Consider the following 14,155-nt stretch of genomic DNA (forward strand, 5'->3'; position numbering starts at 1 on the left):
TTGTATCTTACATTTCGACAAGAAGATTCGGTTTCCTTTACATGAAATTGTAAAATTTTGTAGCAGGTTAGGTGAAAACAAAAAAACTGGTTTCCAAAATGATTGAAGGCATCTAAGATTCTATAACCGGGCAGTTAGGAACACCCGTAGGAAAAGGATATACTCCGCAATTCCAGGGACAATTTCGAGAAAAAGCCTCCCGTGTCGGATTATATACCTTGCTTAAATCTCTCAATTTAAACAGAGTGCTAAACAAACATGCCGTAGCTTTTATGTGTGATCCTTGATTTATTTCAATCTACGCTCTCATATAGAGTGCGACAAAAGTTTTTTCGACCCGGTCCTTCTTCAAAGAATTTCAATCCACGCACTCATATAGAGTGCGACTATCATACCGTCCATGCACAAGCATTACACGATGATTTCAATCCACGCACTCATATAGAGTGCGACGAGGCATTGCTGCAGCGTTATTATGAGCGTGTCAATTTCAATCCACGCACTCATATAGAGTGCGACGTGGAATACGGGGATGTAACTCGCCTCTCAGGAAAATTTCAATCCACGCACTCATATAGAGTGCGACTTCAACACTCAGCACATTGTCAGCCGCACCTAAAGATTTCAATCCACGCACTCATATAGAGTGCGACGTTAATGCGGTTGCTGTTGCGGGCGAAGAGTACCTATTTCAATCCACGCACTCATATAGAGTGCGACCCTTGTTGCCGAAAACATCGGCCAACTCTGTGATATTTCAATCCACGCACTCATATAGAGTGCGACAGCTGTATACACGTAAGGACGAACTGTCCAAAGAATTTCAATCCACGCACTCATATAGAGTGCGACGCAGCTAACGTGCAGGCGAGTCCGACAACTACACAATTTCAATCCACGCACTCATATAGAGTGCGACTGGAGCCGATGGACGTCATCAAGCGCCGTATCGAGATTTCAATCCACGCACTCATATAGAGTGCGACATAAATTTGATCGCGCGTTTGCCTATACCAGTGAATTTCAATCCACGCACTCATATAGAGTGCGACCGTACGCTATGACAGCATGGAGGGCTCCAAAAGTGATTTCAATCCACGCACTCATATAGAGTGCGACTCTGAACGGTTAGGTACTGCATGGTTGATCCGGTTATTTCAATCCACGCACTCATATAGAGTGCGACTGGGCAAATTGTGCTTTTGCCTGCATTTTTAATTTATTTCAATCCACGCACTCATATAGAGTGCGACAAGCAGCGTCTGAATACCATCGGCAATCACCTTATTTCAATCCACGCACTCATATAGAGTGCGACAGCAGAAAATAACGTATATTCGTTTAAAAAAAGATGTTTTTTACGTTATTCTATCGTTTAGTAAAGATGATAAATTCATCTTAATACAAATAATCCATTTAATTCAAGAATGATGTTGCCAAAAGGGGACAATAATGCTTAATCGACAATTTTCGAGGTGCGAATCTCCTAGAGATTTTATGTGAGCTTAACATTCGCACCAGTAAAGCAGCGCTTTTCAGCGGTCTAATCTTTGTTACTTAAAAATATTATTTTGATAATATCAACATCTAAAGAACCAAAAAATCCCATTATATTCGATCTTATACTATATGCTGCTATGACCATCGCATCATATTTTTATTGAAATCGATCAAGCTTCAAGTTCATATCCACACGTTCTGGAGTCCACAATAAGACATCCGTGAGAAATGTCAAAGCATCCATTCCGCACAATCTATCCACGATTGACTCTATCAGTTCTTTGACATTTCCTTGGGGGTGCTCAGCGAGAATTATTCCTCCGGTATCTCCATTAATATATAAGTGATCTACGTGAGTAACTTTGTGTACATGCCGTAGCCATAGCTTACCTTCGTCAAGGAAAAAAATATAACTTTCATTCAAGACATAGCCTTGGTAAATATAAAAATCCTGAACGTCATCAAAAGGACCGATCACTACAGAAGCTAATTCAATACGATCTGACATACTTAGGAACACCTCTTTTTCATTAGATCGCTATCAAAATCTCATATTTCTGTAACATAATAGATTAGTATAATTATATTTTTGTTTTGTACCGCCTTAGCCTCAGCAAAGTCTAACAATTTTCTAATATATCTACTTGAATCAAAAATCATTTTTCATGCATAGTAATCCTTCGTTCTGAGATATCGCCCCCACATCCAAAGATAAATATATTTTTTAATGAACTAAAAGTTCGATTTATTATACATATAGTATAACAAGTTAAATTTTTATTCAATACTAATTTATACAAAAAGTACGACTTCTTGTATTTATAGTCCATATTCAATAAAATAAATGTATATACACACTTTTTTCTTGGAGGTTAATGATGGCATTAAAACCTAGCTATAAACCAATGGAGATTACTCTAATTAAAAAGGACAAGACTAAAACTTACCTGCGTACTCAACTAGGTATTTCACCTTCTACTCTAGCTAAAATGTCTAATGGAGAGTTTGTTGCGTTAAGTGTGATCGCACGTATTTGCGAAGAACTACAATGTCGTATTGAAGAAGTTGTTGAATTTATAGAGGAGTAAATTTAAGTGGATATCTCAAACTTATTGCGATGCAAGAGACTATACATTTTAGCGGATTTGAAACAGCGGGTTTACTTTATATAGGTAAACTTGTCTGCATTTCACATTAATCTACCATATTCCAACTAACAACCGATACTCCTTTCCAATAAGAAAATTTGATGTTCATGCAACACGAGTTCCGATAATTTTATTTATAAAATAGGTAATCATATTATCCTGATTTAACACATATATCATCAACTTTTGAATAAAAGTGCCTATCTTAATTCTATTAAGGTTCAATCTCCTCTAATATCATCCCCACAATCGAACGTTCAGTAATCGAAAAAGACAAGCTCGTATCTATTCACTTCGCACAGTATAGATGGCCCATCTATACTGTATACCAGAATTATTGAACCCACTAATTTTTTTTAAGGAATATTATTGGAATTCTAAACCTACAACGCTGCATATAAGAACGGTAACACGTTCCAGCATTTTAATTCCCTTTTTTTATTTATCTTCCTCCTGATCTTCGCACTCCATAAGGAGTGCGACCGGAATACGAGACTCGAACTCGTATCAGTAGCTTGATTTCAATCCACGTACTCCATACGGAGTACGACTGCATCGTCACCTATAACGTCCAGCGTGATAAACATTTCAATCCACGCATTCCATACGGAGTGCGACCACATTTATCCTCTCAAGCGTCTTTTAATATAATCATTTCAATCCACGCACTCCATACGGAGTGCGACCTAATTATTCAATCGACGGGGGCAAGGACGTAGTTATTTCAATCCACACACTCCATACAGAGTGCGACCAACATAGGTAAATATGCTCTAGGATGTGTTGAGGATTCCAATCCACGCACTCCATACGGAGTGCGACATTCCGGAATGATGGTCGATCCACCCATGCGTAAGATTTCAATCCACGCACTCCATACGGAGTGCGACTCGGGGCATTTTTGTTTATGATGCTTCTGTTTAGAATTTCAATCCACGCACTCCATACGGAGTGCGACCACAAACGTTGGAGCTTAAACGTGAATATTTACTTATTTCAATCCACGCACTCCATACGGAGTGCGACATGAGCAATTTGACTATTTCACGATGGATCTGGAATTTCAATCCACGCACTCCATACGGAGTGCGACTTCGGTTTTGGGTGGGCAGCGATAAGAGTAATCGATTTCAATCCACACACTCCATACGGAGTGCGACTGGAATTCATGTCCGATTATGCAGCACCATTTTCGATTTCAATCCACACACTCCATACGGAGTGCGACATTCCGCTACGTTCGCATAGCTCTTTGACTTGTAGATTTCAATCCACACACTCCATACGGAGTGCGACCAAAATTATTTTTTCGTTGTGCGCTTCCACTATATTTCAATCCACACACTCCATACGGAGTGCGACTTTGTTTTCTTGTTTTTTTGTCATTAACAACAACCGATTTCAATCCACACACTCCATACGGAGTGCGACTTAAAGGGAGATTAAACACCTTGCTAGCAAGATTGATTTCAATCCACACACTCCATACGGAGTGCGACGCCGTCGGCAAACACCAACTTGATCTCCTTAAGATTTCAATCCACACACTCCATACGGAGTGCGACTGTGACACATCCAATGTACCACCACCAAGAGCTTTATTTCAATCCACACACTCCATACGGAGTGCGACGCCCATTACAGTCGTTGCTTTTGTTTCGCGAGACAATTTCAATCCACACACTCCATACGGAGTGCGACCTCATTACGAAACTGACCACCACACTCAGTATTAAATTTCAATCCACACACTCCATACGGAGTGCGACCGCTGGCCTATCTCTCAATTCTGGCTGGACTTTCTATTTCAATCCACACACTCCATACGGAGTGCGACGCTCAATTTCATCTTTCATTTCCGTCATACTCAATTTCAATCCACACACTCCATACGGAGTGCGACAGCGAAAAAACACATATCTCAACGATCTGATCCATTAAAAACGCGTTTTTTCACTATTATTCTATGACTTTCCATATCATAATTCAATCTATTCCTGTCTACGTTATGCCAAAAGGCAATAAATTCCCCCTTTTCGACAAAATCTGAGGTGCGAATCCCCCAGGGTTTTTATGTGAGCATCACATTCGCACCTGCCTAAGTCACATACCGATTCCCCTGAACAACCTCCTCACTCCCCCATGTACATTATGACCAAGATCACATCCACTCTACCTGTTTCTGTGCTACATTTACGAACGACCAGTTGACCATATTAGTAATCTAGTCAAACATAGACACACCTTTTACTTAATCAGAAAACAAGGAGGTGGATATACCATGAAAACCATCGATCGAAGGCAGCAGGTCATTGACTCTGCTGAGAAATCGTTCGCGCTGTTTGGATACAAAGCCACCACAATGGAGCAAGTTGCGAGACTGGCCAATGTGGGGAAAGGTACGATCTATACTTTTTTCGAGAACAAGGAAGAACTGTTTGGGGAGATCCTCCACTCGATCATTACTGATATGAAGCGGATTACAGAGCAAACGGTTCAAGACGACAAACCATTTCTTGAGAATGTACACCAGACCATGGACGCTTTGCTGGAGTACAGAGAGGAACATGAGCTGTTGATTAAGCTGTTCCAGGAGGTGAACGAGTTCGGCACGCCTCAGGCGAAGGAAGGTCTGCAAAAAGTAGAGACAGCTATTCTCCAATATCTGGAACGACAGGTTCACCGCGCCATGGAACTACAGCAGATTCGTGAGGACGATCCCAGACTGGTGTCTTTTGTCCTGTTGAAGCTGTATGTCACATTAACATCCGATTGGAACAAAGCGCATCCTTCGCTGCACAAGGATCAGATCAAGCATTTCGTGGGCCTCTTTCTCAAACGTGGATTATCCCCTACATAAAGAAAGATGCGCGGCTGAATCCTTTTTTAGATTAAAGATAGATAAAGAGAGCAACAGAGTAGCGTAATGATGGGGAGAGAACATGATGAAATCATTCACTGTATTTGGGCAGGATTTGAAATCCGCCTTCAAGAAACCCAAAGTATTTATTCCGATTCTCGTGGTGCTGTTCATTCCGGTACTGTATAGCGGTCTGTTCCTCAATGCATTCTGGGACCCTTACGGCAAAATTAATGAATTGCCTGTCGCCGTGGTCAACACGGATCAGGGGGCAACCTACAATGACAAATCGCTGGAAGTCGGACAGAATCTGGTCGATGAATTGAAAAAAAGTGACGACTTCAAATGGCAATTTGTGACCCGAGAAGAAGCCGAGAAAGGCATGGAAGACAACACGTATTATATGACGATTGTTATTCCAGAGGATTTTTCCAAGAAAGCAACCACTCTGATGGATGACCATCCACAACCAGCAGAGCTAATCTATGAACCCAATGAAGGTTACAACTTCCTTGCGGGTCAGATTGGCGGGACTGCGGTCAAACAGATCAAATCCAAAGTCTCGGCCAAAGTGACGGAGTCGTATACCGAAACGTTGCTCGACCAGGTGGAGAAAATCTCTAACGGTTTGGCGGATGCCGGAGATGGTGCAGGTCAGATCAACGAGGGTGCGGTTAAGCTGGATGAAGGTGCCTCCAAGCTGAAAGAGAACCTGTCCAAACTGGCCGATGGAACCAACAAACTCGAAACAGGCATTCCCCCGTTAAAAGAAGGCACGAACACCTTGGCTCAGGGTATTGGTGAACTTCATACGGGAGCGAGCTCCCTTTCCAATGGTTTGTCCCAATTGGCGGCAGCAGGTACGAAGCTTGGAGACGGAGCAGCACAGGCTGAAGCTGGCGGTAAAAAGTTACAGGCTGGGATTCAATCCACTAAGGAAGGAGCCGCAAAATTGGATGCTGGACTGGCAGCAACCGAGGAAGGCAGTGCCAAGCTGACCGCTGGATTGCAGACTTCAGTCGGAGGCAGTGGCAAAGTAAGTGAAGGTGCCAAGGCCGTTGCGCAAGGTCTTGCTCAATTAGCTGAAGCCAGTCCGGAGCTCGCTGCTAACCCTGCTGTACAACAGTTGCTGGCAGCAAGCCAGGCTGTTGCCGCTGGTAGCGAACAGGTATATCAAGGTGGACAGCAATTGCTTGAAGGCAGCCAAAACCTGCAAGCTGCTCAACATCAGCTGCATCAAGGCAGCAGCCAGTTAGTGCAGGGTGAGCAGCAGCTTTTAGAAGGAGCAACACAATTGTCCGCTGGACAGGTGCAGCTTGCGACTGGCCTCCAGCAGTTCAACTCCAAGTTGTCTGAGGCTGCCGCTGGCGGAGCCAAACTTTCAGAGGGTTCGAGTCAATTAAACGCAGGTGCAGGGAAACTGGTTGATGGGTTGAACCAACTTTCAGACGGAATCACCACCATTGCCGATGGTTCCCGCAAGCTGGATAACGGCGCAGGAGATTTAAAAGAAGGTACCACCAAGTTGACCGACGGCTCTGGTGAGCTTGCCACCAAACTGAATGATGCCGCCGATCAAACGGGTAGTGTGAAAAAGACGGATGAACTTGTAACGATGTATGCAGAGCCTGTTCAGGTGGATGAACATAAACATAATGAAGTGCCCAACTATGGTACAGGATTCTCGCCATACTTCCTGTCATTGGGACTGTTTGTCGGGGCATTGATTGCAACGCTGGTTGTACCAACACGCAGCAGCTCGGTTACCGATGCGAGTGGTTGGAATCGTTTTGTGAGCAGAACGCTTGCTTTCACGATCATGAGTGCCGTGCAGTCCCTGCTTGCTTCCTGGCTTGTCTTGTCCGGCTTGGGCCTGGAAGTTCAAAGCGTGCCTTTGTTCCTTTTATTCAGTTTCGTTACCAGCCTGACCTTCATGTACATCATTCAGGCTCTCGTCACTTGGTTGGAGAATCCCGGCCGCTTCCTGGCGATCCTCATGTTAATCTTTCAACTGACCACCAGTGCAGGTACGTTCCCGTTGGAGCTCATTCCGAACTGGCTGAAAGGTTTCAACCCATGGCTGCCAATGACCTATTCGGTAACCGGGTATAAAGCGGTTATTTCAAGTGGACAGTTCGGTGTGGCATGGGATCAGATCGGAATTCTGTGCATCTTTGCGGTGATTGGTCTGGCGGCTACCTTTGCCTATTTCATGATGCATCGAACAAATGAGGTCGAAGAAGTAAACAGTGAAGCAGTGCTTCACGTGTAAGGTGGAAACATAAAAAGCAAGGCCTGTTATAAGCAACGCCCTCGCCTCAATAACAGCGGGTGTTTGCTTATACACGGCCTTGCTTTTTTAGTGAAGAGACAAAAATGTAGATCGCCCTTCCTCATTCCTCGATCCTAATATGTAGAAGAAATCTCGCCGCTAGAAAATGCGACAAATGCAACCAGTAGGAGCAAAATGATAATTGCATAAATCGCCGTGCCAATGATGCCACAGACAAGACCAGCAATCGCGAGTCCTCTTCCCTGTTCCATGCGAAGCTTGATTTCTTTAAGAGAAATAGATGCAAATACGATAGCAACAATCCCTATCAGAAATCCCAAGTATGGAATCATCACTGACAAAATCCCCAAGACAAGAGCTGCGATAGACTTGCTATTGGTTTTTGGTACTACATAAGGTGGTGGCGGAAGCGGATCGCTATAATAACGGTCCACATCATTGTGACGTTGATCCAAAGGTAAATCCTCCCTGTTTATTAAGTAGTCTTATTATACTTGATTAACTGGGAAAATATGTCCCATTATTTGTAAATATTCCGATTTTATTAAATATATTTACTTTTTTGTCCGGAAACACGGAGCACCTAAGAGCACAGGAAATATGATATTCTATTTTAAGGATAAGGAGGTTTATTATGTATAAATTCGCATCTTTACTATTGTCACTTACTTTTCTGATGACGGGTTGCAGTGAAACGGATAAATCGGTCGAAGCTTTGAAGTCGGTAGAGCTTCATGAGGAAAATATCCATACTATCAAGGAACTACGTGAAGAAAACGCTCATCTTCAGGAACAGATCGTTCAACTTCAAGAGAACGTACATAGCGAGGAGCTCAGAAACAATTTAAGAGAAACTCTAAACATGACGTTTAAGCTGATCGCTGCTATGGAGGCTGGAGATATTGCGTATATTGAGTCCGTATCTTCACCCAATGTAGATATATCCAAAAATAGCAATACCATGATTATTCATAATGCAGGCCACTCCTATGAAGTCAATTTCCTTAAAGGTATACAGTGGGATGAATTCGAATTCAGAGGTTATAACCAAAAGGATCCGGACCACTTCATGCTGTTCATAGCCAAATACATCACGACAAAGGGTTCGGAAGGAAATACCGCATATGAGTTCTCTTTTGTTCGTTCCCCAGAAGGAAATTGGCTATTTGACGGCTACATCTCATGAATGAAACTTAGTCAAAAAAAAGTGATGCTACATTTGAATGTAACATCACTTTTTTTAAATATATCTATGTTTGCTTACCCTTCCACTTCCACTCGCTGCAAAAACGTGCGCGTGCGCTCCAGCTTGGCATTGCCAAAGATCTGCTCCGGCGGTCCCGCCTCGGCGATTTCGCCGTTGTCCATGAAGAAAACGCGATCCGCGACATCGCGGGCAAAGCTCATCTCATGGGTGACGATCATCATCGTCATATTCTCTTGCGCCAGTTGCTTGATGACCCGCAGTACTTCCCCCGTCAGCTCGGGATCAAGTGCCGAGGTCGGCTCGTCGAACAGCAGAATGTCGGGCTGCATCATCAGTGCGCGCGCAATCGCTACGCGCTGTTTCTGTCCACCGGACAGATTGGCGGGATAAGCATCCGCCTTGTCGGACAGCCCTACTTTACCGAGCAATTCAAGACTTCGCTGCCGGATGATTGCTGAGCTTTCTTTTTTCAACGTCTTCGGTGCCAATTCCAGATTCGCCTGTACCGTCAGATGCGGAAACAGGTTGAAATGCTGAAAGACCATGCCCATGCGATCCGTAATCTTCCGAATATCCGCGGCACCTGCATACGAACCGTTCTCAGCCAGCGCCTGGCCTTGAATGCGAATGGTTCCTCCCGAAATATCCTCAAGATGAATCAGGCTGCGTAACATCGTACTTTTACCTGAACCGGAAGGCCCGATTACGGCAATAACCTCACCTGGCTCCACGTTGAACGATACCTGCTTCAGCACATCAAGTGTACCGAATGATTTTCTTAATTGATTCACTTCTATAATATGTGTCATATGCAGACAGTCCTTTAATTGATGAGATTGGATAACTTCATAAACTTCTGTTCCGTACGCGTTTACTCAAATGTATAACGTTTCTCCAGTGCCTTGAAGAACAAGGTGAGTACCATGGTCATCAGCAAATACATAATAGCTGCAATCAGGAATGGTGTCAGACGGAAATCCCGGTTTACTGCGGCCTGTGCGTAATGCAGCAGCTCAGGTACAGCAACAGCATACAGCAATGCCGTATCTTTAATAAGGCTTATGGATTCATTTGCAGTAGCAGGTAATGCTACCCGAAACATCTGCGGGATGATGACTTTCGTCATCGTCTGCCATTTGCTTAGACCCAGTACCTGTGCAGCTTCATGTTGTCCTTTATCAATCGAGAGCAATCCACCTCTGAAAATCTCGGCAAAGTACGCACCATAATTCAAAATAAAGGCCAGTGCTGCCGCCGTAAAGCGGTCAAATACAAGATACTCCCCTACGCCTGGAAGCAGCGGCAGACCGAAGCAGAAGAACAACAGCTGCAACATCAGCGGCGTTCCCCGCATCACATATACGTACGTATGAGCGATCCATGCCAACGGCTTGAATCGGCTTTTCATCAATAAAGTTACTCCAAATCCAAGTGGTACAGACACTATAATGGCCAGCAAAAATAAAAAGATCGTGGTCTGTGCCCCTTCAAGCATGGGCTTCATGACGCCCCATAAATACTCCCAGCTCATCGCAATCGGCTCCTCTAATCTGTTAACCCCGCATTCCGCAGGAGAATTGCTCCTTTTTGGAATCCGGGGTCATGTTGTTTACTACATATGTCAGGCAAGTGGCCTGATCCTATTTCAAAACTTCATCTTCACCAAACCATTTGGTGGAAATCTCGGCTGCTGTACCATCGGCATTCAGCTCATCCAACGCTTTTTGCAGCTGATTCAGCAGTTCTTCATTGCCTTTTTTCACACCAATGCCGTATTGTTCCGGAGCAAGGGATTCATCCAGCAGTTTGAACGTTCCCTCTTCCTTGGACATGTAATATCTCGCGACCACTTCGTCGATGATGACAGCATCCAAACGTTTCGTCTTGAGATCGGTAAGGGCCAGTACGTTGTCCGGGAATTCGGAAGCATTCACTTTATCCTTCAGAGGACTTGCCGCGAGTGCATCTGCCGCAGAGGACAAGGCCTGCAATCCTACATTTTTGCCATCCAGTTCATCCAACTTCGTAATCGGTGAGTCCGCGAGTGTGACTGCAACCTGGCTGTTCTCCAGATACGGCTTCGTGAACAGCACTTTATCTTTCCGCTCATCCGTAATCGTGTACCCGTTCCAGATCAGGTCGATGCGGCCGCTGTTCAGCTCCGATTCTTTGGAAGACCAATCAATGGGCTGGAACGTAATTTCTTTACCCATTTTCTCCGCTGCCGCTCTGGCATAATCGATATCAAAACCAACAATTTCATTCTTGTCATCCCGGAAGCCCATTGGAGCAAATTTATCATCTATCCCCACAATAATGGCATTATTATCTTTGCTTCCCGAGCTGGAACAACCCGCAACAACAATCATGCATATGCTGATCAATAATAGAAATATCGCTTGTTTTCTCATCTCTCTAACCCCTCCATGTCTATAACCAAAACCCAAACGCTTTAGTTCGTTACCACGTTATCAGAGTATTATAATAACATAGCATAGGAGAAGAGTCGAGCCTCTTACCTTTTCCTTATCTTTGAACCCACTTAATTGTCAACAATTTGTGAAAAAGCTGCTTTCACTTGCATGGAATCTACCAGCTTCTTACGTACTGTTGAATCCCACTCCCCCGGTTCCTGGAGGGTCTTCAATTCCGTTCCAGCTTATGACAGCGAGCAACATTCTTCTCTTGCTTTTCGTCTGGAAGATATTAGGGAGGTGAATAAAATAAAAGTATTCATTACTATGAGAACGAAAATTTCATTCTTGTTCCTTACAACTTTACTAATATTATCCGGCTGTAATTCTACTCCAAGTAACAGTACTAACGGAACTGCCTCACCCCCAGCGACAAATGCAAAGGAAGCCGAGATAGGATCAAAACAGGTTCAAGAATCGGAGCCCAACTTACCTAAGAAATTGCCTACGCCAACTATTCAGAGCGAAAGCGGCACCTCTATTCCAGCTGTACAGGGCAGTTATTGCTGGAGTGGCACCTGTGCTGATTATGTGGGAGGTAAGGACTTGCTTAAAGGACATACACCTATGTCCGCTCTGGTTGGTGAAAAAGTATCCATAGATATGGGCATAGATATCCCACCTGATGAATTAGATTTGTTTGAATATGTGGATGAGAAAATCAAGCCTCTCGCTTTAACGAAGGAGTCATTCCATCTACCGCAAGAACCAGGAACCCACTACTACGGTGCATCTGTCCGCTGGACTTCAAGTCAAGATTCACAGATCAGCTACGGAAGTACTTCTTTTGCGTTTGTAGTTCGTGTTGTTGAGAAAAAATAAAAACAAACAGGGCCCCTCCACTGCAGAGGGCCCTATTTAATCTGTTTAATCTTTTTTTATTCTTTATTTCTTAGTCGTTATTTCTTAATTCTCAAATTCTTAAATCTTAATTCTCAAATCTTAAATCTTAAATTACAGTTTAGACTTCATTTTTGTACATCCTGCCTCTATCTATTGCTGCACTTTCTCGCGATCTTTCCCTTTATCCGATTCACCCGCATTTTTGTTGGCGGCATCGCGATCCTTCTGCATCTCCTCAACGGTTTTCACTTTGAGACGTGCAGCACCTTCATATTCCTTCGTAGGAATCAGGTTGCCTGCAGCCAGTCTTGCTTCTGCCGCAGCAATGGCGTCACCATATTGCGGCAACCATTCGGCTTGAGCGACCAGCATCTCGTCGACCATTTGCCAGATCTCTTTTGGATTACATACCGCACCCACGAGTGGGTCCATCATGAACGCCTGACGCAATAGTTTGTCGTCACCATGTACCGCAGCTTCCACCGCAAGTCGTTGTACGGAAATGCTCACATTACACACGGCAGCCGGGCCGAGCGGCAGGTCACCTACATGTGGCATCGAAATGCCGTTGCGGTCCACATATCCCGGTGCTTCGATAATCGCATCATCAGGCAGATTGGAGATCACACCGTTATTGACGGTATTGAAGTGTCCGCGGTACACGCGTCCCGTCTCCAACCCTTCTATAATGTAGGAACCATGTTCTCCGCCCCGTTTTTCCGGGGCAAATTGCATCGGTTCATCCTTCATCCAGTTCGGGAAATCAGTCTCAAACCAATTTCTGCCCTCTGTACACACACGCAGATACCCGCCCGTCTCGCCGTTAATCCAGCTGTCCAGATCAATCCAGTCCTTGATCTCTTCCGGACGTTTGCGGTACCAAGGTACATATTCACTAAGGTGACCATTCGATTCCGTACTGTAATAACCAAATCGGCGCAGCATATCAATCCGCACTTTCTCGGTACGGCTATACTCTGGATGTTTCTCGAAGGCTTCGAGCAAATCACCCGTAAGGTCTTTCCCTTCATGGGATGCCTTGATGTACCAGGTCTGATGATTAATTCCTGCACATACGATATCCACTTCATTCATTTTCAGTCCAAATGCTTCCGCAATCTGGTGATGACCATGCTGTACCCCGTGACATAGTCCAATCGTGCGAACACCGCCATACTTGTTGCAGGCCCATGTCAGCATAGCCATTGGGTTGGAATAATTGAGGAGCAGCACATCCGGTGCGCTTTGCTCACGAATATCCTTACAGATGTCGAGCATCTCAGCAATTCCGCGCTGGCCGTACATAATCCCACCTGCACACAACGTATCGCCGACACATTGATCCACCCCATATTTGAGCGGAATATCCACATCGGTTGCAAAAGCTTCCAACCCGCCCACACGGATTGTACACAGTACATACTTCGCGTCCTTGAGCGCTTCTCTACGGTCCGTTGTCGGCTGAATCTGAATATTCAGTCCATTCTCGCGAATATCGCGCTGACACAGCTCGGTAACCATGTCCAGATTGTGCTGATTGATATCACAGAACGCAATCTCAATATTGTTGAATTCAGGTACCGCGAGCAAATCACGCAACAACCCCCGTGTAAATCCGATACTGCCCGCCCCGATAAATGCCACTTTAAACGACATGCACAGTTCCTCCCGTAATCCGAGTATATTCGCCCCGGTTAATGTTCTCACTTCATGAAATCATTGTAGCAACGGGTTGTAAGGAAGCGTTATCAAAATCATGACCTCTTCGCAGCGAGGTTGTCAAAAATCCTCACTTTTGTGTCCTAAGATCATCAAGCCTATCCTGCTCAG

Annotated in this window: 11 protein-coding genes and 2 CRISPR repeat arrays; of the genes, 5 read left to right on the forward strand and 6 right to left on the reverse strand. The window is 44.5% G+C overall.

Annotated features, from left to right (window positions below; translation table 11 throughout):
• Positions 1 to 290 precede the first annotated feature (290 nt).
• A CRISPR array of direct repeats spans positions 291 to 1,318; the repeat unit is 32 nt; unit sequence ATTTCAATCCACGCACTCATATAGAGTGCGAC.
• A 339-nt stretch (positions 1,319 to 1,657) separates the two neighbouring features.
• Entirely contained in the window at positions 1,658 to 2,008 is a 351-nt protein-coding gene (locus HW560_RS33130; RefSeq protein ID WP_179265682.1) for a hypothetical protein, read from the reverse strand.
• Positions 2,009 to 2,378: 370 nt separating this feature from the next.
• On the opposite strand from HW560_RS33130, the gene HW560_RS33135 reads away from it, so the two are divergent.
• The 3 genes from HW560_RS33135 to HW560_RS33145 all read left to right on the forward strand — a co-directional run bounded on the left by HW560_RS33135 (position 2,379) and on the right by HW560_RS33145 (position 7,780).
• Entirely contained in the window at positions 2,379 to 2,588 is a 210-nt protein-coding gene (locus tag HW560_RS33135) for a helix-turn-helix domain-containing protein (protein WP_091036871.1), read from the forward strand.
• 578 nt (positions 2,589 to 3,166) lie between these two features.
• A CRISPR array of direct repeats spans positions 3,167 to 4,551; the repeat unit is 33 nt; unit sequence ATTTCAATCCACACACTCCATACGGAGTGCGAC.
• 378 nt (positions 4,552 to 4,929) lie between these two features.
• Positions 4,930 to 5,508, forward strand: a complete 579-nt coding sequence (locus tag HW560_RS33140; protein WP_179265683.1) for a TetR/AcrR family transcriptional regulator — start codon at positions 4,930 to 4,932, stop codon at positions 5,506 to 5,508.
• 85 nt (positions 5,509 to 5,593) lie between these two features.
• Entirely contained in the window at positions 5,594 to 7,780 is a 2,187-nt protein-coding gene (locus HW560_RS33145) for a YhgE/Pip domain-containing protein (RefSeq protein WP_179265975.1), read from the forward strand.
• Positions 7,781 to 7,914: 134 nt separating this feature from the next.
• Here the strand turns inward: HW560_RS33145 and HW560_RS33150 are convergent, their stop codons facing one another.
• On the reverse strand, positions 7,915 to 8,256 hold the full coding sequence (locus tag HW560_RS33150; protein WP_090893780.1) for a DUF4190 domain-containing protein: 342 nt from the start codon (positions 8,254 to 8,256) through the stop codon (positions 7,915 to 7,917).
• Between the two features lie 179 nt (positions 8,257 to 8,435).
• Here HW560_RS33150 and HW560_RS33155 point away from each other — a divergent pair, with 179 nt between their 5' ends.
• The gene (locus tag HW560_RS33155; protein WP_179265684.1) at positions 8,436 to 8,987 is read left to right on the forward strand and encodes a mediator of RNA polymerase II transcription subunit 4; all 552 of its coding nucleotides are present in this window, start codon (positions 8,436 to 8,438) and stop codon (positions 8,985 to 8,987) included.
• A 74-nt stretch (positions 8,988 to 9,061) separates the two neighbouring features.
• On the opposite strand, the gene HW560_RS33160 is transcribed toward HW560_RS33155, so the two are convergent.
• The 3 genes from HW560_RS33160 to HW560_RS33170 all read right to left on the reverse strand — a co-directional run bounded on the left by HW560_RS33160 (position 9,062) and on the right by HW560_RS33170 (position 11,419).
• Positions 9,062 to 9,817, reverse strand: coding sequence for an amino acid ABC transporter ATP-binding protein (locus tag HW560_RS33160; protein ID WP_079695067.1), 756 nt, complete (start codon positions 9,815 to 9,817; stop codon positions 9,062 to 9,064).
• Between the two features lie 62 nt (positions 9,818 to 9,879).
• Positions 9,880 to 10,539 (reverse strand): amino acid ABC transporter permease, encoded by a 660-nt coding sequence (locus tag HW560_RS33165; RefSeq protein WP_090893772.1) that lies wholly within the window; start codon positions 10,537 to 10,539, stop codon positions 9,880 to 9,882.
• A 109-nt stretch (positions 10,540 to 10,648) separates the two neighbouring features.
• The gene (locus HW560_RS33170) at positions 10,649 to 11,419 is read right to left on the reverse strand and encodes an amino acid ABC transporter substrate-binding protein (protein WP_090893770.1); all 771 of its coding nucleotides are present in this window, start codon (positions 11,417 to 11,419) and stop codon (positions 10,649 to 10,651) included.
• Positions 11,420 to 11,590: 171 nt separating this feature from the next.
• On the opposite strand from HW560_RS33170, the gene HW560_RS33175 reads away from it, so the two are divergent.
• A complete protein-coding gene (locus tag HW560_RS33175; RefSeq protein WP_179265685.1) occupies positions 11,591 to 12,304 on the forward strand; it encodes a hypothetical protein in 714 nt (237 codons plus the stop codon).
• Between the two features lie 171 nt (positions 12,305 to 12,475).
• Here HW560_RS33175 and HW560_RS33180 read toward each other — a convergent pair whose 3' ends face one another.
• Positions 12,476 to 13,981: an alpha-glucosidase/alpha-galactosidase gene (locus HW560_RS33180; RefSeq protein WP_090893767.1), complete on the reverse strand. Its 1,506-nt coding sequence runs from the start codon at positions 13,979 to 13,981 to the stop codon at positions 12,476 to 12,478.
• Positions 13,982 to 14,155 lie beyond the last annotated feature (174 nt).

Origin of the sequence: Paenibacillus sp. E222, assembly GCF_013401555.1 — a bacterium.
Classification (GTDB): domain Bacteria; phylum Bacillota; class Bacilli; order Paenibacillales; family Paenibacillaceae; genus Paenibacillus.